The organism is Klenkia sesuvii (assembly GCF_037083825.1).
Classification (GTDB): Bacteria; Actinomycetota; Actinomycetes; order Mycobacteriales; family Geodermatophilaceae; genus Klenkia; species Klenkia sesuvii.
This window is the reverse complement of sequence record NZ_JBAPLU010000004.1, coordinates 87,527-114,208: the sequence shown is the minus strand read 5'-3', so window position 1 is coordinate 114,208 and position 26,682 is coordinate 87,527. Positions and strand designations below refer to the sequence as shown.

The 26,682-nt window shown below is 73.2% G+C and carries 21 protein-coding genes; 14 read left to right on the top strand and 7 right to left on the bottom strand.

The features are described 5' to 3' along the window. The first annotated feature begins 202 nt into the window (after nucleotides 1-202). From TEK04_RS05615 to TEK04_RS05575, 9 genes are all read left to right on the top strand, one after another. Nucleotides 203-2,083, top strand: a complete 1,881-nt coding sequence (locus TEK04_RS05615) for an FAD-dependent monooxygenase (RefSeq protein ID WP_336403333.1) — start codon at nucleotides 203-205, stop codon at nucleotides 2,081-2,083. Nucleotides 2,084-2,133: 50 nt separating this feature from the next. Continuing rightward, the gene (locus TEK04_RS05610; RefSeq protein WP_336403332.1) at nucleotides 2,134-3,096 is read left to right on the top strand and encodes an AraC-like ligand-binding domain-containing protein; all 963 of its coding nucleotides are present in this window, start codon (nucleotides 2,134-2,136) and stop codon (nucleotides 3,094-3,096) included. A gap of 149 nt (nucleotides 3,097-3,245) precedes the next feature. After that, nucleotides 3,246-4,916: an amidohydrolase gene (locus TEK04_RS05605; RefSeq protein WP_336403331.1), complete on the top strand. Its 1,671-nt coding sequence runs from the start codon at nucleotides 3,246-3,248 to the stop codon at nucleotides 4,914-4,916. A 136-nt stretch (nucleotides 4,917-5,052) separates the two neighbouring features. Further along, entirely contained in the window at nucleotides 5,053-6,702 is a 1,650-nt protein-coding gene (locus TEK04_RS05600; RefSeq protein ID WP_336403330.1) for an amidohydrolase, read from the top strand. 45 nt (nucleotides 6,703-6,747) lie between these two features. Continuing rightward, a complete protein-coding gene (locus TEK04_RS05595; protein WP_336403329.1) occupies nucleotides 6,748-7,755 on the top strand; it encodes a sugar ABC transporter substrate-binding protein in 1,008 nt (335 codons plus the stop codon). Nucleotides 7,756-7,759: 4 nt separating this feature from the next. Further along, the gene (locus TEK04_RS05590) at nucleotides 7,760-9,262 is read left to right on the top strand and encodes a sugar ABC transporter ATP-binding protein (protein WP_336403328.1); all 1,503 of its coding nucleotides are present in this window, start codon (nucleotides 7,760-7,762) and stop codon (nucleotides 9,260-9,262) included. Then, nucleotides 9,259-10,326: an ABC transporter permease gene (locus tag TEK04_RS05585; RefSeq protein WP_336403327.1), complete on the top strand. Its 1,068-nt coding sequence runs from the start codon at nucleotides 9,259-9,261 to the stop codon at nucleotides 10,324-10,326. The genes TEK04_RS05590 and TEK04_RS05585 overlap by 4 nt, the downstream gene beginning before the upstream one ends. 51 nt (nucleotides 10,327-10,377) lie before the next feature. Then, the gene (locus TEK04_RS05580) at nucleotides 10,378-11,826 is read left to right on the top strand and encodes an aldehyde dehydrogenase family protein (protein WP_336403326.1); all 1,449 of its coding nucleotides are present in this window, start codon (nucleotides 10,378-10,380) and stop codon (nucleotides 11,824-11,826) included. Between the two features lie 67 nt (nucleotides 11,827-11,893). Further along, the gene (locus tag TEK04_RS05575) at nucleotides 11,894-12,379 is read left to right on the top strand and encodes a rhodanese-like domain-containing protein (protein ID WP_336403325.1); all 486 of its coding nucleotides are present in this window, start codon (nucleotides 11,894-11,896) and stop codon (nucleotides 12,377-12,379) included. Nucleotides 12,380-12,407: 28 nt separating this feature from the next. Here TEK04_RS05575 and TEK04_RS05570 read toward each other — a convergent pair whose 3' ends face one another. The 3 genes from TEK04_RS05570 to TEK04_RS05560 form a co-directional block, all read right to left on the bottom strand. After that, nucleotides 12,408-12,542, bottom strand: a complete 135-nt coding sequence (locus tag TEK04_RS05570; RefSeq protein WP_336403324.1) for a methionine/alanine import family NSS transporter small subunit — start codon at nucleotides 12,540-12,542, stop codon at nucleotides 12,408-12,410. Further along, nucleotides 12,539-14,140 (bottom strand): sodium-dependent transporter, encoded by a 1,602-nt coding sequence (locus TEK04_RS05565; protein ID WP_336403323.1) that lies wholly within the window; start codon nucleotides 14,138-14,140, stop codon nucleotides 12,539-12,541. Before TEK04_RS05565 ends, TEK04_RS05570 begins: the two co-directional genes overlap by 4 nt. Nucleotides 14,141-14,294: 154 nt before the next feature. Further along, nucleotides 14,295-14,582, bottom strand: coding sequence for a hypothetical protein (locus tag TEK04_RS05560; protein ID WP_336403322.1), 288 nt, complete (start codon nucleotides 14,580-14,582; stop codon nucleotides 14,295-14,297). Nucleotides 14,583-14,675: 93 nt separating this feature from the next. On the opposite strand from TEK04_RS05560, the gene TEK04_RS05555 reads away from it, so the two are divergent. Both TEK04_RS05555 and TEK04_RS05550 read left to right on the top strand, forming a co-directional pair. Continuing rightward, on the top strand, nucleotides 14,676-15,068 hold the full coding sequence (locus TEK04_RS05555; protein ID WP_336403321.1) for a helix-turn-helix domain-containing protein: 393 nt from the start codon (nucleotides 14,676-14,678) through the stop codon (nucleotides 15,066-15,068). A gap of 123 nt (nucleotides 15,069-15,191) precedes the next feature. Next, a complete protein-coding gene (locus TEK04_RS05550) occupies nucleotides 15,192-16,301 on the top strand; it encodes an NDMA-dependent alcohol dehydrogenase (RefSeq protein WP_336403320.1) in 1,110 nt (369 codons plus the stop codon). 384 nt (nucleotides 16,302-16,685) lie between these two features. Here the strand turns inward: TEK04_RS05550 and TEK04_RS05545 are convergent, their stop codons facing one another. Next, nucleotides 16,686-17,153, bottom strand: coding sequence for a MarR family winged helix-turn-helix transcriptional regulator (locus TEK04_RS05545; RefSeq protein WP_336403319.1), 468 nt, complete (start codon nucleotides 17,151-17,153; stop codon nucleotides 16,686-16,688). 110 nt (nucleotides 17,154-17,263) lie between these two features. Between TEK04_RS05545 and TEK04_RS05540 the strand changes: the two genes are divergently transcribed. Beyond that, the gene (locus tag TEK04_RS05540; protein WP_336403318.1) at nucleotides 17,264-18,721 is read left to right on the top strand and encodes a pyridoxal phosphate-dependent decarboxylase family protein; all 1,458 of its coding nucleotides are present in this window, start codon (nucleotides 17,264-17,266) and stop codon (nucleotides 18,719-18,721) included. Nucleotides 18,722-19,122: 401 nt separating this feature from the next. Here the strand turns inward: TEK04_RS05540 and TEK04_RS05535 are convergent, their stop codons facing one another. The 3 genes from TEK04_RS05535 to TEK04_RS05525 all read right to left on the bottom strand — a co-directional run bounded on the left by TEK04_RS05535 (nucleotide 19,123) and on the right by TEK04_RS05525 (nucleotide 23,021). Further along, a complete protein-coding gene (locus tag TEK04_RS05535) occupies nucleotides 19,123-20,892 on the bottom strand; it encodes a CocE/NonD family hydrolase (protein WP_336403317.1) in 1,770 nt (589 codons plus the stop codon). 156 nt (nucleotides 20,893-21,048) lie between these two features. Further along, the gene (locus TEK04_RS05530) at nucleotides 21,049-21,744 is read right to left on the bottom strand and encodes a GntR family transcriptional regulator (protein ID WP_336403469.1); all 696 of its coding nucleotides are present in this window, start codon (nucleotides 21,742-21,744) and stop codon (nucleotides 21,049-21,051) included. Nucleotides 21,745-21,857: 113 nt separating this feature from the next. Continuing rightward, on the bottom strand, nucleotides 21,858-23,021 hold the full coding sequence (locus TEK04_RS05525; RefSeq protein WP_336403468.1) for a PucR family transcriptional regulator: 1,164 nt from the start codon (nucleotides 23,019-23,021) through the stop codon (nucleotides 21,858-21,860). Nucleotides 23,022-23,327: 306 nt separating this feature from the next. Between TEK04_RS05525 and TEK04_RS05520 the strand changes: the two genes are divergently transcribed. Together TEK04_RS05520 and TEK04_RS05515 are read left to right on the top strand one after the other, a co-directional pair. Then, entirely contained in the window at nucleotides 23,328-23,573 is a 246-nt protein-coding gene (locus TEK04_RS05520) for a hypothetical protein (protein ID WP_336403316.1), read from the top strand. Nucleotides 23,574-23,622: 49 nt separating this feature from the next. Continuing rightward, on the top strand, nucleotides 23,623-26,163 hold the full coding sequence (locus tag TEK04_RS05515) for a flavin-containing monooxygenase (protein WP_336403315.1): 2,541 nt from the start codon (nucleotides 23,623-23,625) through the stop codon (nucleotides 26,161-26,163). The last annotated feature ends 519 nt before the right edge of the window (nucleotides 26,164-26,682 follow it).

The window sequence follows — 26,682 nt, the reverse complement described above, 5'->3', positions numbered from 1 at the left end:
TCAAGAGTCTGTACGAGCCGTTCACGAATCTTGACCGGGCCGTCACATCGCCGACCCACCCGCGCACCCCGGTGGGGACAACCCGCTCCTCCGTGTGCCCACCCCTTTTCCCTCCTTGTCCTGGTGTGATGTGCGACGTACTGTGCGGGCCAGCTCGATCTCAGAGTGATGCGTTCTTTATCCGAACGAATTGAGGGCACCTGTGCAGTTCCACCACAGCGGCTACGTGTCGGGCGACCCCCGGGTCGAACCAGCCGCCGGCGTCGGCCTGGACCGGCCGGCCGACCTGCCCGACGAGGTCGACGTGCTCGTCGTCGGCGCGGGTCCGGCGGGGTCGGTCGCCCTCGCCCAGCTCTCCCAGTTCCCCGGTGTGAGCGCGCGGCTGATCGAGAAGCGGCCGGGCCGGCTCGAGGTCGGCCAGGCCGACGGCATCCAGGCGCGCAGCGTGGAGACCTTCCAGGCCTTCGGCTTCGCCGGGCGGTTTACCGAGGAGGCCTACCGCATCACGTCCATGGCGTTCTGGAACCCCGACCCCGACGACCCCTCGGGCATCGTGCGCACCGCGCTGGTGCCCGACGACCCCTCGGGCATCAGCGAGTTCCCGCACCTGATCCTCAACCAGGCCCGCGTGCAGGACTACTTCGTGGAGTTCGCCGCCCGCTCCCCCGCCCGCGGGGTGCCCGACTACGGCGTGGACTTCCTCGGGCTGGAGGTCACCGACGACCCCGACCACCCGGTGCACGTCCAGGTCCAGCACGTGACCGGTCCCCGTGCCGGGGAACGGCGCACCGTCCGTGCCCGGTACGTGTTGGGGTGCGACGGTGCCCGCAGCGGGGTCCGCGAGGCGATCGGTCGCCGGCTGGTCGGCCAGGCGGCCATGCACGCCTGGGGCGTCATGGACGTCCTGGCCAACACCGACTTCCCCGACTACCGCACCAAGTGCGCCATCCAGTCCCGCGACGGGGGCAGCATCCTGCTCATCCCCCGCGAGGGCGGCTACCTCACCCGCTTCTACGTCGACCTCGGCGTCGTCGGCGAGGACGACGCCGGCGCGGTCCGCCGGACCCCGCTGGCCGACATCGTCGCCCGGGCCAACGCCATCCTGACCCCGTACACCCTCGACGTGGCCGAGGTCGCCTGGTGGAGCGTGTACGAGGTCGGTCACCGGCTCACCGACCGGTTCGACGACGTCCCCGACGACGCCCCGCCCGGGCGCGGGCCCCGGGTCTTCATCGCAGGCGACGCCTGTCACACCCACAGCGCCAAGGCCGGCCAGGGCATGAACGTCTCCATCCAGGACGGCTGGAACATCGCCTGGAAGCTCGGCCACGTGCTGAGCGGGCGGGCACCGGAGACGTTGCTGGAGACCTACTCGGCCGAGCGCCAGGTCATCGCCCAGGACTTGATCACCTTCGACAAGGAGTGGTCGACCCTGATGGCCACCGCTCCCGAGGACCTGCCCGAACCGGGGTACCTGCAGGACTTCTACACCAAGACCTTCGAGTTCCCCGCCGGGTTCATGACCCAGTACGCGCCGTCGGTGCTCATCGCGCAGCCCCGCCACCAGGACCTCGCCGCCGGGTTCCCGATCGGCAAGCGGTTCCACTCGACCTGGGTGCACCGGGTCGCCGACACCGTCCCGCTGCAGCTGGGCCACCAGGCCCGGGCCGACGGCCGGTGGCGGGTCTACGTCTTCGCCGACCGCGCAGCACCGGGCTCGGGCCCGGTGCAGGACCTCGCGACGTGGCTGGCCGAGGACCCGGCCTCCCCGCTGCGCGCGCACACCCCCCGCGAGCTGGACACCCACGCCCACGTCGAGGTGGTCGTGGTCTACCAGCAGCCCTTCGCCGAGGTCGACCTGCGTCGCGTCCCCGAGGTGTTCCGGCCCCGCACCGGCGCGCTCGGGCTGCTGGACTGGGAGAAGGTCTACGCCACCGGCCCCGACCACGACGTCTTCGAGGTGCGCGGCGTCAGCCGCGACGGCGCGGTGGTCGTGGTCCGACCCGACCAGTACGTCGCCGACGTGCTGCCCCTGACGGCCACGGCCGAGCTGGCCGCGTTCTTCGACGGCGTCCTGATCTGAGCCCACGTCCGGGCGCAGCGCTGCCACCACCGGTCCACAAGGGAGTGACCATGCCTGTCCAGCACCCCGAACCCCCGCCCTCCGACGACGGCGAGGCCGCCCTCGACAGCTTCCAGACCGCGGTGTCCTCAGCCTGCGCCCCGGTGCGCATCCGCCCGGTCCCCGGCCGGGGCTTCCAGGGCCGGCTGCGCAGCACCCGGGCCGACGGGCTGCTGGTCGCCGAGCTCGCGACCGGCGCCAACTCGGTCTCCCGCGTCGGGCGGCTGCTCAGCTCCAGCGACCCGGAGTTCGTCAAGCTGACCTGGCCCCGCCGCGGGGTGAGCCGGTTGGCGCAGGACGGGCGCAGCTGCGAGGTGCAACCGGGCACCCTGGTCGTCTACGAGACCACCCGCCCCTACGAGCTGGAGACCATCAGCCCGAGCTGGGAGGCCGTCGTGGTCGCCGTCCCGCGGGAGCGCCTGGGACCGCAGATGCGCCAGATCAGCCAGCGGACGGCCATGCCGGTGGCGGCCACCAGCGGCCCGGCCCGCGCCCTGGCCCTCATGGTCGACGAGCTGGCCCGCTGCGACGATGCCGGTCTGGGTGACACCCCCGCGGCCTGCCACCTGGGCGACGCGCTGGTGTCGATGATGCTGGCCGTCTACGCCGGGCTCCCCCAGGTCGCCGGGTCCGGGCGGATCGACCTGGCCGACCGGGTGCGCGCCCACGCGCTGGCCCACCTCGGGGACCCGGGCCTCAGCGTGGAGTCCACCGCCGCCGCTCTCGGCGTCTCGGTCCGCCAGGTGCACAAGATGTGCGCGCAGGAGGGCTTCTCCGCCGCGGCATGGATCCGCCGACGGCGGCTGGAGCGCATTCGGCGGGACCTGCTGGACCCGGCGATGGCCGGCCGCACGACCCCGGCCATCGCCGCCCGGTGGGGCATCCTGGACACCACGCACCTGGCCCGCCAGTTCCGCGCCGCGTTCGGCGACTCGCCCGCCGAGCTGCGTCGCCAGCAGTCCCGCGCCGCCTGAGCGCGCAGGCGCCGCCGGGCCGGCCACCCGTGCACGGAATGGCGGTCCCGCGTGCGTGCGATGGCTGGGCCCCGCACGGGCGCCCGGGGTGTGCTGGGGCACCGCCGGCGCCGGCCGCCGCGGACATCCCGCCGACCCTGGAGGCGCCCGTGCCCACCACCCCGTCCCCGTGCGACCTCCTGGTCACCGGCGCCCGCATCTGGACCGCCGACCCCGACCGGCCCTGGGCCGAGGCCCTCGCGGTCCGCGACGGGGTGCTCCTGGCCGTCGGCGCCGCCGACGAGCTGGCCCGGCACGCCCACCCCGGCACCGAGGTGCACGACCTGGCCGGCGCCCTGGTCGTCCCCGGGCTGGTCGACGGGCACGTGCACCTGAACCTGGCCGGTGCGCAGGCGGCCTTCGAGCTGCCGCTGCTGCCCACCGACCAGCTCCCCGACGTGCTGGCCAAGGTCCGAGCCTGGGCCGCCGAGCTGGGCCCCGAGGAGTGGGTGGTCGGGGGCATCCTCGGCAGCACCGTGCTGGGCCAGCTGACCGATGAGTCCCACCGGCTGGCCCTGGACGAGGCCAGCGGCGGGCGCCCGGTGCTCATCCGCGACGACACCATGCACAACCGCTGGGTCAGCTCGCGGGCGCTGGAGCTGATGGGGGTCGGGCCCGACACCCCCGACGAGGAGGGCGGCCGGTTCGTCCGCGACGGCGCCGGCCGGCTCACCGGCGTGCTGCACGAGCTGGCCTCGGCCCGGGCCGAGTCGGCGTTCGCCGCCTCCGTCCCGGACATGACCGCCCGCATCCGGGAGGCGGTGGCCACCGCGGTGCGGGTGATGAACTCCTACGGCATCACCAGCGCGCAGGAGGCCGCCACGATGGGCGCGCCGCTGGCCGCGCTGCGCGACCTCGAGGTGCGCGGTGAGCTGACCATGCGGGTGGTCGCCTCCATGCCGGTGCGGCCCTTCCTCGAGGAGGGCCCGGTCGGTGCCGACCTCATCGCCCGCTCCCGGGACCTGACCGGCGACCTGGTGCGTCCCGACTTCGTCAAGGTCGTGCTCGACGGGGTGCCGATGACCCGGACGACGGCGCTGCTGGAGCCCTACCTGTGCCGGCACGGCGAGCCCGGCACCACTGGCGAGCTGTACTACACCCTCGACGACCTCGTCGCCGAGGTCGAGCGCTGCCACGACCTGGGCCTGGGGGCGAAGTTCCACGCCACCGGCGACGCCTCGGTCCGCCTGGTGCTCGACGCCGTGGAGCAGGTGCAGGCCCGGCGCGGGCCCGGCCCGCGGTTCCAGATCGCGCACACCGAGTACGTCCACCCCGACGACCTGCCCCGCTTCGCCGCCCTCGGCGTGGTCGCCGACGCCTCCCCGCACCTGTGGTTCCCCGGCGTCATCCAGGACAGCATCGCCGAGCACGTGCCCGAGCACGTGGTGGCCGCCTCCTGGCCCTTCCGCGACCTGGTCGACTCCGGCGCTGTGGTCGCCGCCGGGTCGGACTGGCCGTGCGCGGCGCCCACCCCCGACCCGTGGACCGGGCTCGGCGCGATGGTCACCCGCGCCAACCCCGACCCGGCCGTACCCGGCACGCTCAACCCCGCCCAGGCGCTCACCGTGGAGGAGGCGCTGACCGCCTTCACCGCCCACCCGGCCCAGGCGATGGGTCTCGGTGACGTCACCGGCCGGCTCACCGCGGGCCGGGCCGCGGACTTCGTCGTCCTGGACCGTGACGTCTTCGCCGTCGACCCGGGCGAGCTGCACGCCACCCGGGTGCTGCGCACCTACTTCGCCGGCCGCCTGGTGCACACCGCGGAACAGCCGCCGGCCTGACCGCCGACCGGTGCACCGCATGCGTCCGGGTGCACGGAACGGCGAACCCGGGTGCACGAGATGGTCACCGCCGGCCCGGCCGGACGACCAGAGTGCGTGACACCCACCACACCCCGCACACCGACCAGGAGGACACGTGGCCGACCACGCCGTCGACCTGCTGCTCACCGGAGCAGTGGTGCACACCCTCGACCCCGCCCGGCCGCGGGCCTCGGCGCTGGCCGTGCGGGACGGCCTGCTGGTCGCGGTCGGCGAGGACGACGAGCTGGCCGGGCTGGCCGGCCCGGCGACCACCGTGGTCGACCTGGCCGGCGCGGTCGTGCTGCCCGGGCTGATGGACGTGCACAACCACCACGCCACCGCCGGCGAGGCCGACCTGCACCAGCTGCTGGTGCCGGCCACCGCCGGGATCGACGAGCTGCTGGCCGCCGTCGGGCGGTACGCCGCCGGTCTCGAGCCCGGCGCGTGGGTGGTCGGTGAGTCCTGGGGCTCGGGGCTGATCGACCAGCTGGGCACCCCCCTGGTGCTGGCCGCGCTGGACGAGGTGTCGGCCGGGCACCCGGTGCTGCTCACCGACGACAGCCACCACAACAAGTGGGCCAACACCGCGGCCATGTCCGCCGCCGGCGTCCTGGACCTCACCGCGGACCCCACCGGCGGCCGCGTCGTCCGCGACGCCTCCGGCGCGCCCACCGGGGTGCTCATCGAGGCCGCCGGCGGGCTGGTGCAGCAGGCGTGGGCAGCCACCGTCGACCGGGACGCCGAGTACGCCGCGCGCAACTCCGAGCGCGGCATCGAGCTGCTGCACGCCCACGGCATCACCGCCTTCCAGGACGCCGCCGCGGGGCTGGAGACCATGGCGGGGCTGCGCAAGCTCGACGAGGAGGGCCGGCTGCACGCCTGGGTGGTCACCTCGATGCTGGTCAACGACTTCATCTTCGGCACCCAGGTGCTCGGCGAGCAGCTGCTGCCCCAGGGCGAGCGGTTCCGCACCCGCCACCACCGGCCCGACTTCGCCAAGATCTTCCTCGACGGCGTCCCCACCTCGCGCACCGGCGCGTTCCTGGAGCCCTACCTGCCCGACGAGCACGGCGCCTGCACCCGCGGGCACACCACGATGCCGGTCGAGGAGCTCACGGGCTGGCTGCGCCGGGCCGCGCAGCTGGACATCGGGCTGAAGATCCACTGCACCGGTGACGCCTCGGCGCGGATGGTGCTCGACGTGGTGGCCGCCGGCCGGGCCGAGGGGATCACCGTGCCGGTGCAGATCGCCCACGGGCAGTACCTGCACCCCGACGACGTCCCCCGGTTCGCCGAGCTCGGCGTGGTCGCCGACATCTCCCCCGCCCTGTGGTTCCCCGGCGTCATCGTCGAGGCGCTGCGCACCGTCCGGGCCGAGCCCCAGGCCAGCCGCCTGCAGCCCAACCGCGACCTGCTCGACACCGGGGCACTGGTCGCCGGCGGCTCGGACTGGCCGGTGGCCGAGTCACCGGACCCGTGGCCGGCCATCGCCGGCCTGGTCACCCGGGCCGACCCGACCGGCCGCTTCCCGGGGACCGTCTGGCCCGAGCAGGCGATCACCGTGCAGGAGGCGGTCGCGGCCTACACGACCTCGGCGGCCCGGGCCATGGGCCTCGCTGACGTCACCGGCGCGCTGACCCCGGGCCTGTCGGCCGACCTCGTCGTCCTGGACCGCGACCCGTTCGCCGTGCCGGACACCGAGCTCGCGTCGGTCACCACCCTGCAGACCTGGTTCGCCGGTCGGCAGGTCTTCACCCGCTCCTGACCCCCCGTCCCCACCGCACCGCACCCCGAGAGAACGAGGTCAACGATGTCCCGACTCCGCCGGCGCACCACCGCCGCCGTCGCCGTCCCCGTGGCGCTGTCCCTGGCCCTGGCCGGGTGCAGCACCACCAGCGAGTCCGGCGCAGCCGGCGGGTCCGCCTCCCCCGCCGACGGCCCCACCGAGGTCGACACCATCCTGTTCGACTTCCCGTTCACCTCGCTGCCGATCTACTCCGTGCTCAGCGGGCAGCTCGCCGAGTACGCCGAGTCCCAGGGCGTGACGGTGGAGTTCACCAACGACAACGGTGACCTGTCCACCCAGGTGTCGAACCTGACGACCTACCTCAACAGCGACGTCGACGCCGTGGTGTCCTTCCCGATCGACCCGGCCAGCGTGGAGTCCCTGGCCGGGCAGTACATCGACGCCGGCAAGTACTGGGTCACCTACGCCGGCGACATGGACAACCAGTCGAGCACGCTGCAGTTCAGCTTCGAGGAGTCCGGCCGGATGCTGGCCGAGGACGCCGCGCAGTGGGCGCAGGAGGCCCTCGGCCGCGCACCCCGGGTGCTGGTGCTGGAGGACCAGCTGACCCAGATCGGCCAGGAGCGCACCCGCGGCATCGTCGAGGGCCTGGCCGAGGCCGCCCCCGACGCCGAGATCGTCGCCCAGCAGCAGGCGGTCACCCCGCAGGACGCCCTGACGGTGACCAACTCGGTGCTGGCCGCCAACCCCGACGTCGACATCGTGCTGGCCGCCGTGGGCGATGCCGCGCAGGGCGCCTACCAGGCGCTGCTGTCGACGGGCCGGGCCGCCGACGACCCGGAGACCTACGTCGGCGGGCTGGACGGCAACCTGTCGCTGTTCCAGTCGATGCAGGCCGGGGACATGGTCCGCGGGGTGGTGACCGTGAAGTCCGAGGACATCGTGGCGGCCACCATCGACATCCCGCTGGCCCTGGCCCGCGGCGAGGAGCCCGAGACCGACGTCCCGGTGTACCTGGTTACCCCGGACAGCCCGGACCTGCAGGAGTACATCACCGCCTTCGGCGGCTGACCTCGTGACCGTCTCCATCCGGGGCCTCACCAAGCGCTACGGGGCCACCCTCGCCCTCGACGACGTCGACCTCGACCTCGCCGCCGGGGAGGTGCACGCGCTGCTCGGGCACAACGGGGCGGGGAAGTCCACCGTCATCAAGTGCCTGGGCGGTGGCACCTCCCCGACCGCGGGGACGCTCACCGTCCACGGCACCGAGCACCGCGCCCTGGACCCCCGGTCCTCGATCGCGGCCGGCATCGCCGTCATCTACCAGCACCTGAGCCTCATCGACCGGCTGACCGTGACCGAGAACCTGTTCCTCGGCCAGGAGTCGACCACCGCCGGGGTCTTCGTGCGCCGCGCCGAGCAGCGCGCGCGGGCGCTGGAGCTGCTGGACCGGGTGGGCCTCACCGTGTCCCCGGACACCCCGGTGGGCGAGCTGACCATCGGGCAGCGGCAGCTGGTCGAGATCGCCAAGGCGCTGGGCCGGGATGCCCGGCTGCTGGTGCTGGACGAACCCAGCGCGGCGCTGTCCCCGGTGGAGGCCCGCCGGCTGGCCGGGCTGGTCGGTCAGCTCAAGGACGACGGCATCGCCATCCTCTACGTCACCCACCTGCTCAACGAGGTGCTGGAGCTGGCCGACCGCACCACGGTCATGCGGGACGGCCGGGTCGTGTGGTCCTCGCCGATGGCCGGGGTGACCAAGCAGGACCTGGTCACCGCGGTCAGCGGGCGCGCCTCCGCGGGCGCCGCGGCACCGGCGCCGGTCACCGCCGGGGCCGACCCCGTGCTCGACGTCCGCGACCTACGGGCGCCGGGGCTGCCCGGGGTGTCCCTGCAGGTGCGTCCCGGGGAGGTCGTGGGGCTGTACGGGCTGGTCGGATCCGGTCGCTCCCGGTTGCTGGAGACGCTGTTCGGCCGCCGCCGGGCCACCGGCGGGACCGTGCACGTCGACGGCGTCCCCGTGCGGGTCGCCACCCCCGACGACGCGCTGCGCGCCGGCCTGGCGCTGGTCCCCGGCGACCGGCTGCAGCAGGGGCTGTTCGGGTCGCTCTCCTCGGCGGAGAACACCGTCATGCGGGTGATGTCGCTCCTGGCCCGCACCGGCTGGCGCCGCCGCGGCGCCGAGCGGCAGGTGTTCGCCTCCGCCGCGGGCGCGTTCGGGCTGCGCCCGGCCGACCCCTCGGTCGCCGTCGCCCGGCTGTCGGGCGGCAACCAGCAGAAGGTCCTCATCGCCCGCTGGGTCAACGACCGGGCCGGCACCCGGGTGCTGCTGCTCGACGACCCCACCCAGGGGGTGGACGTCGGGGCCCGGGCCGAGATCTACCAGGTCGTGCGCGCCGTGGCCGCCGAGCACGGCATCGGGGTGCTGTTCGCCAGCAACGACCCCGACGAGGTCGTGGCGCTGGCGCACCGCTGCCTGGTCATGCGCCGCGGCGAGGTGGTCGACGAGCTGGACATGGGCGCCACGACCGAGCAGACCCTGCTCGACCTCATCCACCGCGACCTGGAGCACACCCCATGAGCACGACGTCCCCGCCCGCCGTCGGCGGTGCGCGCACCCGCACCTCCCCCGCTCCGGCCGCCAGCCGGTCCCCGGTCGGCGCCGCGGGCGCCTGGCTGGTCAAGAACCCGCTGGTGGTGCTGCTGGTGGTGATGGTCGCCGGCGTGCAGCTGGCCACCGGGAGCCAGCTGGCCTGGGGCAACCTGCGCGGGGTCCTGCTGGACGCCGCGGTCATCGCCATCGTGGCCGCGCCGGTGGGCATGCTCATCATCTCCGGCTACATCGACCTGTCGGTCGGCTCGACGCTGGCCCTGGGCGGCGTGGTGGCCGGCAAGGTGGTCCAGTCCGGAGCGAACCCGGCGGTGGCGGTGCTGGCCGCGGTGGCGGCGGGCGCGGCCATCGGTGTGGTCAACGCGGTGCTGACCACCGTGTTCGGGTTGTCCTCCTTCATCGTCACCCTGGGCATGCTCACCGCGGTGCGCGGCGTGGCCCAGCTGGTCACCCCGCTGCCGCTGAGCAACTTCGGCGACGCGTTCGGGTTCCTGGGCATCGGCAACGTCGCCGGGGTGCCGGTCGCGGTGCTCGTCGCGGTGGCCGTGCTGGTGGTCGCGGCGGTGTTCCTCACCCGCACCCCGGCCGGCCGGCACGTCTACGCCATCGGGGTCAACCGGGAGGCGGCCTTCCTGTCCGGCGTCGACGTGCGCCGCATCCCGTTCCTGCTGTTCGTCGCCGCCGGCGCGACCGCGGGCCTGGCCGGGGCCATCACGGTGGCCCGGCTCAACAGCGCACCGGCCAGCCAGCTGGGGCTGGGGTTCGAGCTGTCGGTGCTGACCGCGGTGCTGCTCGGCGGCATCGCGCTGACCGGCGGTGAGGGCAGCATGTTCGGCGTCCTCGTCGGGGTGCTGTTCATGGGCCTGCTCCGCAACGGCCTGACCCTGCTGGGCGTGCCCACCTTCTGGCAGAACGTGGCCAGCGGCGTCGCCCTGGTGGCCGCCGTCGGCATCGCCGCGGCCACCCAGCTGGCCCGCCACCGGCTGCAGGCCCGGGACGCACGCCGGCTGGACGACGCGACCACCGCCGGCTGACCGGCACCACCCATCCATCCCCCACCGTCGACGACGACCAGGAGGCCGACCATGACCGCACCCGACGTGAGCACCCCCGTGCAGCCCACCCAGGACACCCCGACCCTGCAGCAGCTGCTGGACCGGATCACCGACCCCGGGGGCCGCCCGGTGCCCGACCCCGCCACCGGGGAGGTCGTCGGGCACGTCGCGCAGGGATCGGCGACCGACGTCGACGACGCCGTCGCCCGCGCCCGCGCCGCGCAGCCGGCCTGGGCCGCCCGCCCCGACGCCGAACGGGTCGAGCTGCTCCAGCGCGCCGCCGACGCCGTGGAGGCCGCCGCGGAGTCCCTGGCCGAACTGCTCTCCCGCGAGCAGGGCAAGCCGCTCAACGGTCCCAACGCCCGCTTCGAGGTCGGAGCGTGCGCGGCGTGGCTGCGGGCCACCGCCGCCACCGAGCTCCCGGTGGAGACCGTGGTCGACGACGCCGACGAGCACGCCGAGCTGCACTACCGCCCGGTCGGCGTGGTCGGTGCCATCGGCCCGTGGAACTGGCCGATGATGATCACCATCTGGCAGGTGGCCCCGGCCCTGCGGATGGGCAACACGGTGGTGGTCAAGCCCTCGGAGTACACCCCGCTGAGCGTGCTGGCGCTGACGGCGGTGCTCAACGAGGTGCTGCCGGCCAACGTGCTCGGCGCCGTCGCCGGCGACGGCGAGGTGGGGGCCCGGCTGTCCGGCCACCCGGACGTGGACAAGGTCATGTTCACCGGGTCCACCGCCACCGGCCAGGCCATCATCCGCAGCTCGGCGGACACCGTGAAGCGGCTGACCCTGGAGCTGGGCGGCAACGACGCCGGCATCGTGCTGCCCGACGTCGACCCGCAGGCCATCGCGCAGGACCTGTTCTGGGGCGCGTTCATCAACACCGGCCAGACGTGCGCGGCGCTCAAGCGGCTGTACGTGCACACCGACGTCTACGACGAGGTCTGCGCGGCACTGGTGGAGGTGGCCCGGGCGATGCCGATGGGGCGGGGGCTGGAGGAGCAGAACGTGCTGGGCCCGCTGCAGAACCGCGCACAGTACGACATCGTCGCCCGCCTGGTCGACGCCGCCCGTGACGGCGGGGGCACCATCCTCATCGGCGGCGACCCCGACCCCGACGCCCCGGGCAACTTCTACCCCACCACGTTGGTCGCCGACATCGACGACGAGAACGCGCTGGTGGCCGAGGAGCAGTTCGGCCCCGCCCTGCCGATCATCCGCTTCCGCGACGTCGACCAGGCCGTGGCGATGGCCAACCGGCTCGACGTCGGCCTGGGCGCCTCGGTGTGGAGCAGCGACCGGGACGCCGCCCGCGACCTCGCCGCCCGGCTGGAGGCCGGCACGGTGTGGATCAACAAGCACGGCGGCGTGCACCCGATGATCCCCTTCGGCGGGCACAAGAGGTCCGGCTACGGCCTGGAGTTCGGGGTCGAGGGCCTCAAGGCCGTCGCCGTCCCCCAGGTCATCAGCGGCTGATCCGCCGGCTGCCCGCGAGCACCGGCCCGCGGGCAGCCGGGTCTCCCGGTGCTGGTCCTGTCCGGGCGTGGCGCCGTGCCACCATGGTGGTGTCCCCGACCGCACCGCGTCGACCCGGGAGGCCGACATCCGCCGCACGCGCCCGCTCCTGGTGTCCCTGGCGGTGCCGGCCGCCGTGCTCCTCGGGTGCGCCGCACCCCAGCCCGCCGATCCGCCCCCGGCAGCGGCCGGCACCGCGCCGGTGGTGCAGGTCGACCCGGCCGCCGCGGTGGACCTGGCCGGGCAGGGGGACGTCACCGTGGTCGACGTCCGCACCCCCGAGGAGTACGCCGAGGGTCACCTGGCCGGTGCGGTGAACGTCGACGTCAGCGCCGAGGACTTCGCCGCCCGCATCTCCGAGCTGGACCCGGCGGGCACCTACGTCGTGTACTGCCGCAGTGGCGCCCGCTCGGCGGCGGCCGCCGACCGGATGGTCGAGCTGGGGTTCACCGACGTCCGGGACGCCGGCGCGCTGGCCGACCTGCTCGACGCCGGGGGGACCGCGAGCAGCTGACCGGCGGGCCCGGGCACGGTCGCCGGGGTCAGCGCCCCCGTGGCCCGTCGTCGACGCGGTCCTCGACGGCACCGTGGCGGACCAGGTTGGCCACGGCCAGGGCGAGCCCGCCCCAGATGACCAGCATGGCCACCACCATCATCACGATCGCCACGGTGCTCATCGGGTCCCCTCCGCGTCGTGCCCGGTGGTGACCGCACCGGCCGGTGGTGCCGGGTCCGAGCCCGGCGGCGGGCCCTCCAGGTGCGTCCCGTCCCGCCACGGCAGCCGGGCGACGAGGAACCCCACGACCGGCAGCGCCACGACGAGCACCCACCCGAAGCCGACCAGCAGCCAGGTCGGGTAGCCCTCGTAGGCCGCGGCCAAGTCCTCCCGCAGCGACAGCACGAGCACCACCGCGAGGCCGGCGGGCGCGACCACGCTGGTCAGCACCCGCCAGCCGGTGCCCATCCGGGGCCGACCGTGGACGTTGAGGTGCCCACCCAGGACGGGCAGTGCCCGCAGCGCCCAGGACACCGCCAGCATGCTCAGCAGCGCCACCACGAGGATGCCGTACTGGTTGACGAACCGGTCGACGACGTCGAGGACGTAGACGCCGCTGGTGGTGCTGAACAGCACCAGGCTCAGCACCGCGGCGGGGACGCCGACCACGAGCGTGGCGGTCACCCGGGAGGTGTCCAGCTTGTCCCGGACGGCGGAGATCACCACCTCGATCACGCTGACCAGCGAGGTGATGCCTGCGATCACCAGGCAGCCGAAGAAGAGCACGCCCAGCAGCCCGCCGCCCGGTGCCTCGCTGATGATCGCCGGGAAGGCGACGAAGGCCAGCCCGATCCCGTCCCCGGCCACCTCGTCCACGGCGACCCCGTTGGCCTGGGCCATGAAGCCCAGCGCGGCGAAGACCCCGATACCGGCGAGCAGCTCGAAGCCGGAGTTGGAGAAGCCCACGACCAGGCCGGAGCCGGTCATGTCCTCGCGCCGGTCGACGTAGGAGGCGTAGGTGATCATCACGCCGAAGCCGATGGACAGCGAGAAGAAGATCTGGCCGTACGCGGCGGCCCACACCGGCGCGGAGGCCAGCGCCGACCAGTCGGGGGTGAACAGCGCGTCCAGGCCGGTGCCCGCGCCGGGCAGCAGCAGGGCCTGCACGACGAGGGCGATGAAGGCGACCACCAGCAGCGGGATGAACACCAGCGAGACGGTGCCGATGCCGCGCTGCACCCCCAGGGCCATGATCGCCAGCACGGCCACCCAGACGATCGCCAGCGGCACGAGGACCCCGGGCACCACGTCGGTGGTGACGGCGATGTCCCCGGCCTGCAGGAACTCACCGAAGAAGAAGCCCTCGGGGTCGGCGCCCCATGCCTCGTCGAGGGAGAAGAAGGTGTAGCGCAGCGCCCAGGCGATGACCGCGGCGTAGTAGACCGCGATGACGAAGCAGATGCCGACCTGCCACCAGCCCAGCCCCTCGGCACCCCGGCGCAGCCGGGCGAACGACAGCGGCGCCGAACCTCGGTGCCGGTGGCCCAGGGCGTAGTCCAGCAGCAGGAACGGGATGCCCGCGGTCAGCAGCGCCACCAGGTAGGGCAGCAGGAACGCCCCACCCCCGTTCTCGTACGCGACGTAGGGGAACCGCCAGATGTTGCCCAGCCCGACCGCCGACCCGATGGCGGCCAGGATGAACACCTTGCGCGAGCTGAATCCGCCGCGGCGACTGTCCTGGTCCTGCGGCTGCGCGGACTGCCCTGCCGTTGCACCCATGTGCCCTCCCGGTCGTCGTCCGCCGGACCGGCGGGTTCGGCGGGCGCTGCGCCCACCTCGATGGGAGGAGGATGCCAGCTCCGGGCAAGGCGCGTCGGCGCCTGCGCCCCCGTCCCCGGCCCCGGCACAGCAGCCCCGGCACAGCAGCCCGGGCTCAGCTGCCCGGGTGCGCCCTGCGGTACCGGGACAGCCAGGCCCGGCCGGCCGGGGTGATGGCCCGCACCTCGCGGTCGGCCCGCAGCAGCGGCGGGTCCTGGCGGTAGAGACCGGCGACCAGGTAGCTGTCCGGGGACAACCGGCGGGCGAGCTGGTGCGCCTCGAGCTTGTGCATGGCGCCGCCCTCGGCGTCGGCGAAGGCCTGCAGCAGGGCCGCGACCGCGGCGTCGGGCACGGGCGCCGGCGCGGCCGGCGGTCCCGGCGGCTCGTCGAGCAGGGCGTGCATCGCCAGCTCGAAGGTGCGGATCAGGTCGCGGATGCGGTCCTCGCGCGGGGCGGCAGCCGCGGCGTCCTCGCTGCCCTGCCAGGTGCGCTTGGGGTGCCAGCGCAGGTACTCGGCCTGCCGGCGCTGGCCACGGCCCTGCTGACCGCCGCCACGCAGGGACGAGCCCGCTTCACCCCGGCCGCGCTGCGCACCCTCGCCGCCCTCGACTGGCCGGGCAACCTCCGCGAGCTGCGGACCGTCGTCGAGGAGGTCGCCGCCCGCCGCGGTACCGGGGACGTGACGGAGGCCGACCTCCCGCCCGGCTACCGCGACGCCGGTCGCCCGCAGGTGGTGGGGGCACTCTGGCAGGCCGAGCGCGATGCGGTCGTCGCTGCGCTGCGCCAGTGCCGGGGCAACAAGGTGCACGCCGCCGAGGTGCTGGGGGTCAGTCGCAACACCCTGTACCGGCGCCTGCGCAGCCTGCGCATCGATCCGGCCACCCGCTGAGGCGCGGGTGTGCCAGGACGGCACAGATGCCGGGCCGCACCTGCCTGCAGGGTTGTGGCGTGCGCCACGACCGGTGAGGTCCGTGGCAGCCGCGAACCGCTGGCCCGTCGAGGAGGACGTGCGATGAAGACCCGTGCAGCAGTGGTGTGGAACCGGCAGAAGGAGTGGTCGGTCGAGGAGATCGAGCTCGACCCGCCCAGGGACGGCGAGGTGCTCGTGCGGCTCGGGGGCAGCGGGCTGTGCCACTCCGACGAGCACGTGGTCACCGGCGACCTGCCCTGGCCGCTGCCGATGATCGGCGGCCACGAGGGCGCCGGTACCGTCGAGGAGGTCGGACCCGGCGTCGTCGGGCTGGCACCGGGTGACCGGGTGATCTTCAGCTTCCTCCCCGTCTGCGGGCGCTGCAGCGCCTGCGCACGCGGCATGAGCAACCTGTGCGAGCTGGGCATGTACCTGGGCGAGGGCACCCAGATCTCCGACCACACCGCCCGCCACCACGCACGGGGCCAGGACCTGGGCCTGATGTGCCTGCTGGGCACCTTCGCCGAGCACACCGTCGTCAGCCAGGCCAACTGCATCAAGATCGAGGACGACCTGTCCCTGGACGTGGCCTGCCTGCTGGGCTGCGGGGTCATCACCGGCTACGGCGCGGTGGTCTACACCGGCGAGGCCCGCGCCGGGGACATCGTCGCCGTCGTCGGGGTGGGCGGCATCGGCATCAACGCCGTGCAGGGCGCCGTCGCCGCCGGCGCCGAGCACGTGGTGGCCGTGGACCCGGTGGCCTTCAAGCGGGAGAAGGCCCTGGAGTTCGGCGCCACGCACGCGGTGGAGACCAACGAGGAGGCCACCGCGCTGCTGGCCGAGCTCACCCGCGGCCGGATGGCCCAGGTGTGCGTGAACACCATGGGCGTGGGGTCCGGGGACCAGATCGGGGCCAGCCTGGGCATGGTGGGCAAGCGCGGCCGGGTGGTGGTGACCAACCTGCACCAGGCGACCGAGACCCAGGTGTCGATGAGCGCGCTGGACCTGACGCTGTTCGAGAAGCAGGTGCGCGGGTCGCTGTTCGGGTCGTCCAACCCCCGGGCCGACATCCCCCGCATGCTCGAGCTGCACCGCACCGGCAAGCTGGAGCTGGAGAAGCTGCGCACGCACACCTACGGCCTCGACGAGGTCAACACCGGTTACGACGACATGCGCAACGGCCGCAGCCTGCGGGGCGTCATCTCGTTCTGACGTGCGCGCCGCGTCCGGGGACGGCGTGGTCCCCGACGCGGCGCGGGCCACCCGGTCCGGGTGCGTGTGCGGCGGGTCAGGAGCAACGCGCGCGGCGTCGACGGACAGGTGCTCGGCGGCGTCGAGCCCGACGACCGCTCCGCGGACCTCGGTGCGGCACCCGTCCCCGCGGCGAGCGGCGAGCAGGGCCGGCACCGTGACTGGGCCGGGTCACCGAGGTGCTCCGCCCGGGCTGGGCGGACCCGGGTGGGACCTCGAGCTTGCAGGTCGCACTGCGCCTGCACCGCCTCGCGGCCGGGCGTCCCGGCTGGTCGGAGCTCCACCCGGTGTTCAGCCGAGGCGCGCCGGCCGGTCGAGCGTGCGCAGCGTCGGACAGCTGGCCGCCTAGGTGTGCCCGTCCCCCTGCGCACCGGCCGTCGGCGGGGCGGTGAGTCCTGCCTCCAGCCGGCCGAGGAGCCGGTTGCAGGTTTCCACTGCGTCGCGCTCACCGGGCAGGACGTCGCACAGGTGTCGCGACCAAGCCGAGCGCAGGGTCGCGAGATTGGCGACGGCGCGACCCGTGGGATGGACGGCGACGCCTCGGCCGGGCCCAGCCTCCCTGATGACCATGCCCTTCCCCTGGAGGGTCCGGAGTGCCGTGCTGACGTTGGTCCGCTGGAGGTGTGTCCGCTGTGCGATCTCGCTGGGCGCACTGCCGGGGTGGAGATCGACGATCCGCATGACCTGCCGTTCGGTCGGCGTCAGGGGGACGACCTCGGGTCCGGATGGTGTCCGCACCCGGATCAGTCGGCCCACGTTGAGGATCAGGTCGGCCAACTCGGCGTAGGGGTCGGCCTCTGGATCTCCCGTCATCCGGCCATCCTAGCCCCTGGATGATGTGCTGATAGTGATGCTTTGATAACTTGGGGCCCGACGCCGCCCCCGCGGGACGTCGCCGAACCGCCGCCCCGAGGAGTGCCGTGATGGCCAGCACGACCCCCCGCCCGTCAGACCCCGCCCCGGTGCTCCGCTCGAGCGCCGCGGGCTTCGAGCAGGTGGCCGACCTGCTCGCCCACAGCATCGGTCGCATCGACTCCTGGATGTCGGAGTACGGCCCGGTCACCCCCCACCCCTCGCTGGAGGTGCCCCGCGGGGCCCTGCTGGAGGCGACCGAGGAGCTGCACCTCCGGTTGCGCGACAACTACCCGTTCTTCCACCCCCGCTACGTGGGGCAGATGCTCAAACCACCTCACCCGGCCGCGGTCATCGGCTACCTGAGCGCCATGCTGATCAACCCGAACAACCACGCCCTCGACGGCGGTCCGGCCACCGCGGCCCTGGAGAAGGAGGTGGTGGCCCAGCTGGCCGCGATGTTCGGGTTCGCCGAGCACCTGGGGCACCTGACCAGCAGCGGCACCATCGCCAACCTCGAAGCACTGTTCGTCGCACGCCAGACCCACCCCGGCAAGGGCGTCGCCCACAGCGCCGACGCGCACTACACCCACGGGCGGATGTGCAGCCTGCTCGGCGTCGACTCCGTCGCCGTCCCCACCGCAGTCGACGGAACGATGGACCTGCAGGCCCTGGAAGAGCTGCTCCGCGTCGGGAACGTCGGCACCGTGGTCGCCACCACGGGGACCACCGGGCTGGGGGCGGTCGACCCCGTCCACGAGATCCTCGCACTGTGCCAGCGCTACGGCGCGCGGGTGCACGTGGACGCCGCGTACGGCGGCTTCTTCACCCTGATCGCCGACGACACGGCCGACGGCGTCGCTGCTGCACCCTTCGCTGCCATCTCCCGGTGCGACTCGGTGGTCATCGACCCGCACAAGCACGGCCTGCAGCCCTACGGGTGCGGGGCCGTGCTGTTCCGTGACCCCGGGGTCGCCGCCCACTTCCTGCACGACTCGCCGTACACCTACTTCACCTCCGAGGAGTTGCACCTCGGTGAGATCTCGCTGGAGTGCTCACGCGCCGGTGCCGCCGCAGCCGCGCTGTGGCTGACCCTCCAGGTGCTCCCGCTGACCCCGACCGGGCTGGGCGCGGCCCTGCGCGCGGGGCGGCGCGCCACACTGACCTGGGCCGACCTCGTCGACGGCAGCGACGAACTCACCCTGTTCCAACGCCCGCACCTGGACATCCTCAGCTACTTCCCCACTCGCCGGCGCATGTCGGAGATCGACGCGACCAGCGCCCGCGTCCTGACGGCCGGTATGCAGCTGCCCCCCGAGCAGTCGCTGTTCGTCGCCACCTACACCGTCGACGGCGCCGCTCTCGCCGCCCGCGGGCACCACGTGGAGCCCGATCAGCCCCACTGCCGGATCCTGCGCAGCGTGCTGATGAAGCCCGAGGTCGAGGACGAGGTGCCGGCTCTGCACCGCGGGCTCGTCTCCCTGGTCACCGACCGGGAGCCCGCGCCGTCCGGGGGTGATGCCGCCTGAACCCACGAGGACCTACCCGGCGGGCAGGCACGGACCCGGCCCGGTGTCGGATCCCGCAGGGCAGCCAGTTCCCGGCGCCGACGCGCACGTCTGCGGGGCTCGGGCCCCCGGATCCCACCTGCACACGCTGAGGCACTCCGCGGCGATCTCCGTGCTCGCGGCCGGGGTCCACACCGAGGTGGCGCAGAGACGCCACCACCCTGCACCGCAATCCGGGCAGAGCAGCACCCCCCCCCGACCCGACAGGCCCCGTGCGGGCCGCCCATCACCGCCCGCCGCCGGCAATCCGGCCCGTAGCCGGTGGCCCGCACCGGTGCGGCGCACCGGAGGACGCCGACGGCGGCGTCCTCGTCGCGCCCGGCATCCGCATCGCGCTCACCCGTTCCCGACCGGCTCCCCGGTCAGGGCACGACCGGCAGCAGCAGGTGGGAGTCGTAGCGGCCGCCGGTCCTGATGCGGTGCACCCCGGCGTTGCGGGTGGGGATCTCCAGCCATCCGCCGGGGAGGTTGGGCGCGGCGAGCGGGCCGACCGGGTGACCGGCCACCTCGACGACCAGCCGCTCGCCCGCGTGCACCACCATCGCCGTGGGCCACAGTGCCAGCTCGACCGGCACGCACTCCCCGGGCTGGACCCGCTCCTCGGTCGCATGGGTCAAGAACGGCTCCGACGGGGTGGACCGCTGCGGGTCCAGCGCCCGGTGGGACACCCGGAGCCGGCCGACCGGACCGGTGTAGGCCAGGGTCGCGGGTAGCTTCCCGTCCGCCTCCAAGGACTGGACGTAGGCCCGCGCGCCGTCGGCGCGGAGGGTGATGTGGTGCTTCCTGCGGCCCTCGGCGTCGATCTTGTAGACCGCGGCGAACAGGTCCAGGTCATCGGAGTCGGCTTCCACCCACAGGTGCAGGTTCAGGTAGCCGGTCACCTCCAGGTCCTGGTCGGCGAGGAACGAGAACGTCGCCGACGCGGTCAGGTCGGACCCGTCGTACTCGGCCACCGATTCCTCGACGGGGGTGACCGTCAGCCCCCCGGTCGAGGCGTCCAGGAACAGCGTGCGCCACTCCTGGCGGGCCAGCGGCCACTCCTGCTCGGCGCGACCCACCACATCGGCACCACCGGGGTCCAGGACCGAGAGGCGGACCCGCGGGGTCTGCTCCCAGCCGTTGTCCTCGTCCTTCAGGTAGCGGTCGAAGAAGCGCTGCAGGTCCGCCACGTTGGCCGGGTCGGCTGCATCGATCCATTCCTGGTCGTTGTGCACCCGCAACCACTTCTGCTCGGAACCGATCTCCCGGAACGCCTGCAGCGTGCCGTGGGTGTGGACCGGGCTCGTCCAGCTCGCCACCACGTAGGCAGGGACGGAGATCCGGGCGAGGTCGGCCCGCTTGTCCGCCCAGTACGAGTTCATCAACGGGAAGCGTTCGATGTTGGCACCGATGACGTCCTCGGTGTCGTTGGTGCCGTAGATCCACGCGGAGATGTCCTCGGTGTGGAACTTGGGGTCGGGGATGCCCCCCCGGACGCTGACCTCGCGGTAGAGGTCGCTGACCCCTTCCCACGGCGCGATGGCGGCCAGGTGCGGCGGGCGCAACGCTGCCGCGGCCCACTGCACCATGGCCAGCTGGGAGTTGCCGGCCAGGCCCACCTTGCCCGAGCACCAGGCCTGCTCGGCCAGCCACTCGACGACGTCGTGGACGTTGCGACCCGACGCCTCGCCCATGAAGACCTCGTCCCCCCCGCTGCGGGAGGTGCCGGCGGCGTCGACGTAGGCGATCGCGTACCCCTTCGGGCACCAGGCACCGGGGTCGGGGGCCTCGAACGCCTGCAACCCGGACAGGTCGCCGGCCGGGACACCGAACTTCGTGGCGTGGAAGTTGGTGTTCCACCACCCCCCACGCTTGCTGTAGCAGGTGTAGACGAGCACGACCGGCACCTGGTCGTCGGTCGCCGGCCGGAAGACGTCGGCCCACAGCACCGTCCCGTCCCGCAACGTGACCGGGGTGTCCTGGTCCACGACGATGTCGCAGGGCAGCGCGTAGGCACCCTCACCGTGCACCGATCCGCGCTCGAGCACGAAGGTCCTGGTGTCGATGTCCGGCACCGCCGGGACCGATTCCGACAGCGGGTTGGCGGGGCGGAAGCTCACCGCGAGCCCCAGGTGTTCCGAGAACTTGTCCATGACCGATCTCCTGCAGTCGTCGGAGGAGGGGCGGGCCCGGGGACGGCGGAGCCACCGCCGGGTGCCGCTGCACCAGACACCGGGTCTGATGTGGCAGAAGCTAGAACTGACACATCAGGGATGTCAACAGCTCGTCCCGCCTCGGGCCGGCCGCGGTCACGCGGGGGCGTCGGGCGCGCGGAGGGGCGCCTCGGTGACCGACGGCCACCGCATCACGGTCTGCTGCACGAGGGCCCGGAACGATGCCAACGTGCGGGTGACGCTGCGCGCGAGAGCATCGCCGTCCGCCGGCTGTCCGATCGCGGTGAGCAACCCGGCCACCGACTCGGCGCCCACCAGGGACGGATCGGCCGACAACGTCAGCACCCACAGCCTCGAGAGGTCCCCGGACAGTCCGCGGTACATGGTGTGCAGGTAGCGGTTGCCGGCCGCCTCGACCAGGGTGGTGAACACCTCGTCCAACCGCGCCACGATGAAGAAGGCCAGCTCAGGACCGGGGGTCTGGCGACTCAGCTCGTCGACCGCGGTGAACCCCTCCGCCAGGCGTGCGCGCTGCCGGTCGTCGGCCTGCCGCACCCCCCGTCGTGCCAGCTCGGGACCCAGCACCGACCAGGCGTCGAGCAGCTCGTCGATCGACCCCGGTGTCATCGGGGTGACGTGGTAGCCCCTCCGGGGCAGGGTCTGCACCAACCCGTCCTGGTCCAGGCGGGTCAGGGCGTCGCGCACCGGCGAGATGCCGAAACCGGTACGGGCCGACAGCTGGCGCTCGGTGAGACGTTCTCCGGGTGCCAGCCGGCAGGTCACGATCTCTGCTCGCAGAAGCCGGTAGGCAGCTTCGCCCAAGGAGGACACGGACGAGGACTCCGACACGTCCGGCACCCCTGTTCCTCGTCCCCATCACTGCGCCGACCGGTCCACCGTAGCCGTCGACCTCCGGGTCGACGGTGCGGCGCCCGTGGCACCGCTCAGCTGCGGTCACTCTCCCGGTGCGCCCCGCGGACGGAGCCGGCGTCGTGGAGGCCCAGGACGTGGGACAGGTGCAGGGCCACCTCGAGGTCCCTCCGGTGGGAGGTCACATCGCGGCCCAGACGCCGCTCGACCTGCTCCACCCTGTAGCGGACCGTGTTGTGGTGGATGCCCAGCACGGCTGCGGCGGCCCGGTAGTTGCAGTGGGCGGACAGGAATGCCGCAAGCGTCTCCCGCTGCCTGCGGGTGTCGGCCTGGGCACCGGCCAGGTACCCCAGGGTGTCCCGCACGAAGGCCTCGAGCTCCAGCGGCTCGGCGACGCACATCGCTGCCAGCCGGACGTCGGCGTACGCGACGACCAGGGGGCGCGCACCCCTCACCTGCTCAGCCACCCGGGAGGCCGCCAATGCCTCGCGGTGACTGCGTCGGAAGCCCTCCACCCCGGTGCCGGGTCGGCCGGTGCCCACCAGCACCGGCGCCTGCAGGCCCGAGCTGTCCAGGACGACGCCGTCGGGGCACTGGGACCAGCACCACAGCGTGCGCGCATCGGCGTGGACGGCCAGCCGACCGGGGCCCAGGTCCCGGCTCAGAGCCCGCAGTGCAGCGTCGAGGACATCGCTGCTGCCCGGACCTTCCGCCGAGCTGATCACGATGGCCAGGTGCCGTGCGCTCACATCCAGCCCGAGTCTGCGGGCCGCCGCGGCTGGTTCTGGCTGCGCCGCGTCCAGCAGCCCGTGAACCGCGAGCAATCGGGCCTGCGACCGTTCCAGCGCCAACCGCTTGGCCTCGGCCTCGTACTCCGCCGTCAGCTGACCGACAGCCACCTCCGCCCACGTCCAGAGGAAGCCTGACCCCTCCTTGACGACGTCGAGGGCGACCTGCGCCGGCGCACCCGACGCGGCCACGCAGTCGATCCAGCAGTCCACCAGGTAGACGGTGCTCAGCCGGTAGCCCCGCATCACCGCATCCAGCGCGAAACCGCGACGCACCATCTCGCGGGTGTAGGTCAGCACCTCGGGCGACATGCTGTGCTCGGTCGGGGACACCCCCCGGGCCAACTGGTCGAAGGCCACCGCGATGTTGGCCTGCAGGCTCCGCAGCACGAGCTCCTCGACGTGGGCGTTCCCGATCTCGGGCATGGCCTGCACCAGGTGGGCCGCCATGCGCCGCACGAACGACACCCTGTCCGCCAGTACGACACCGGCCGTCGACTGCCGTACCGCCTCTCGTGCCGGGCCGGACCCCATGCGCGGAGTGTGCCAGCTGCTCCCTCCACCTCCGAGGTGGGACGACGTCCCCGTGCGCACCACGCGGCGCCGACGAGCGGTACGCCATCTGCACAGCAGATCGCGACCGTGATGCGCCAGGTGACCATTGTCCAGGCCGATCCCCCGCTCCTACCTTCGCCGCACCGCAGCGTGATCCCAGCCACACAGGCCGGGACAGCTGACCGGAAGGGAGGAGGCGCGGTGCACATCGTGGGGAGCGTGGAGAACCTCGCCGCTGCGGACCTCGCCGCTGCGGACCTCGACGCCATGGCGCAGCTGGTGTCCACCGCTGGCATGGACCCCGCCGACGTGGGTGGGCTCCTGGTCGAGGCGATCAGCCAGGACCGGTTCCCCGTCCTCACCCACCCCGACATCGACGTCGACACGACCGAGGAGCGCCTGCAGCGGATGCGCTCAGGAGCCGTGCCGACCGCATTCCAGACCTGACCGCACCCGTTCGACCCAGACATCCCGTTGCAGCGACCCAGGAGTGATGATGCAGACGACCGACCACGACGTCGTGGTGATCGGGGCCGGCTTCTCCGGCCTCTACGCAGTCCACAAGTTCCGCGACCAGCTGGGCATGACCGTAGCCGGCTTCGAGGCAGCCGAAGGAGTCGGCGGGACCTGGTGGTGGAACCGCTACCCGGGTGCCCGGTGCGACATCGAGTCGGTGCACTACAGCTACTCGTTCTCCGACGACATCCAGCGCGAGTGGCACTGGAGCGAACGGTACGCCCGTCAGGACGAGCTGCTGCGCTACCTCGAGTGGGTGGCCGACCGGCTGGACCTGCGCCGGTCCTTCCGCTTCGCCGTCCGGGTGACGTCGCTGCAGTGGGAGGAGGACGCGGCGCACTGGCGGATCAGCACCGACGACGGGGCCACCACCACCGCACGCTACGTGCTCTCCGGCGTCGGCGGACTGTCCAAGCCCAAAGTGCCCGACTTCCCGGGGGTGGACACCTTCGAGGGCGAGCTGTACTGGACCAGCAGCTGGCCGGCCGAGGACGTCGACCTCACCGGCAAGCGGGTCGCCGTCGTGGGCACCGGCGCCTCGGGCATCCAGGTCATCCAGGAGATCGCCGACAAGGTCGGCCACCTCACCGTGTTCCAGCGAACCCCCAACTACGCCACCCCTCTGAAGAACCACTCGGTGGCACCCGAGCGCAGCAAGTGGCTCGCCCACAACTGGCACGAGGCGCGGGGGAACAGCTTCGCCTCCCCGATCGGGTTGCCCTACCCGCCGCAGGCACCTTCGGCCGCGGCCGTCCCGGCCGACGAGCGGCGCCGCATCCTCGACGAGGCGTGGGACAAGGGCGGGCTCTACCTGGTCAACACCTTCGGCGACATGATGTGGAACCCGGAGACCAACGAGGTGACCGCGCAGTACATCCGCGACCGGATCGCCGAGCGGGTCGACGACCCGGCCACGGCCCGCTTGCTGACCCCCACCGATCACCACTACGCGACCAAGCGACCCCCCTTCGAGACCAACTACTACGAGGCGTTCAACCTCGACCAGGTCGACCTGGTCGACGTGCGGTCGGCCCCGATCCGGGCGGTGACCCCGACCGGCATCACCGCTGGCGATGTACACCACGACGTCGACGTCATCATCCTGGCAACCGGCTTCGACGTCTTCACCGGCGCATCGCTCGCCATCCCCACCACCGGGCGCGGCGGGGTGACCCTGCAGCAGAAGTGGTCCGGCGGACCACGCAACTACCTGGGCGTGCAGATCTCGGGGTTCCCGAACCTGTTCAACATCATCGGCCCGCTGAGCATCGTCGCGCTCTACAACACCCCCCTGTTGATCGAGGCACAGGTCGACTTCGCCGCCGATGCCATGCTCGAGGTGCGTGACCGGGGTGCGCGCACGATCGACGCCACCCCCCAGGCCGAGCAGCGGTGGGTCGACCTGGTCAACGGCGTGTTCCCGATCAGCCTGTGGTCGACGGCGACGAACTCGTGGTTCACCGGCGCCAACATCGCCGACAAGCCGCAGGGGGCCTACGTCCTCCCGATCGGCGGTCCCCTGTACTGGTCGATGTACGAGCAGACCAAGGCCAACGGGTGGGCCGGGTTCGCCATCGACGACCAGGTCACGCCCCCGCCGCCGTTGGTGCGGCTGGACCCGGCCGCTGCGCTCGTGCTGGCCAACATGCTCAACTCCGGGTTCCGGCCCCTGGAGGAGTACTCGGTCGAGGAGGTCCGCGCGCTCAACGAGGGCGGAGTGGCGCTGCAGGCGTCGGCCGGCGGGGTGCGCACCCTGGAACCCGAGGGCACCCGGCTGCGTCTCTACGTGCCCGACCGAACCGGGTCCCTGCCGATCGTGGTGTTCGCGCACGGGGGTGGCTTCGTGGCCGGCTCGGTGGACTCGGTGGACCCGCTGTGCCGCGACCTGGCCGACCGTCTGGGTGCCGTCGTGGCGTCCGTGGACTACCGGTTGGCCCCCGAGCACCCCTGCCCCAGCGCGGTCGAGGACGTCACCGACGCCCTGCGATGGGTTCGCGACCACGGCGCGGAGTTCGGCGGTGACCCCGAACGGGTCTGTGTCATGGGGGAGAGCGCTGGGGCCACCCTGGCCGCCGTCGCCGCCCAGCGCGCCCGCGACCTCGCGATCCCGCTGCGCGCCCAGGTCCTGGTCTACCCCGCGATCGCACCCGGCGCGGACACCGACTCCTCCCGGGAATTCGCCGACGGCCCCTTCCTGACCACCGCCGCGGGCAGGAAGTTCTGGGACATGTACCTGGGCGCGGAGCCGGCCCCGGAGCTGGCCTCTCCGCGCGAGGGCGACCTGCACGGCCTCGCCCCCGCCCTCGTGCTGACGGTGGAGCTGGACCCGGTGCGGGACGAGGCAGAGCAGTACGGCGAGCTCCTCCGTGCGGCTGGGGTCGAGGTGCAGACGACCCGCTTCGACGGACTGTTCCACGGCACGTTCGTCATGACGGCCCTGGTCCCGCGCGCGGTGGAGATGCACGAGTCCGTTCGAGAGTTCCTCGTCCCGCGGTTCGCGACGGAGCACACCCCGGCCTGAGGTCCACCGCCCCTCCCACGCCGGCGCCGCGGGAGGGGCGGTGGGCAACCCTCCGACGGCGCCCTCTCCGCCGGGAACCGGGGCAGCTCCGCCTCCGCCGCCCTGGCCGGCCGGGTTGCCGGAGTGGGTGTCGGGGGACCTGAGGATGATGGACTCGTTGTCCGGGTGGCTGGAGGACACCGGCCGCTGAGCTGGCTCGGCTGCGTGGATCACGCACCTGCCCTCCGCCGACGGGACCGATCTGTGCCCTGCACGCCACTGACGCGACCCGCGGCAGCTCGGCCGGGGCGGTCCTCCGCGGGAACCACGGAGAGCAGTACACCTCCAAGGCCGGCACGGCCCCGTGCGAGCAGCGCGCCGACACCCCGCCTGCGGCCAGAGCAGCCCGGACGAGTACGAGGCCCCCCGAGCCGCGGTGACGCTCCCGACCACGGCGTAGACGCACGCGTGTTCGAGACCAGGGAACATCCACTGCTCACCTTCTTCTGCTGGAGGACGCTAGGCGCCATGGCCATCACC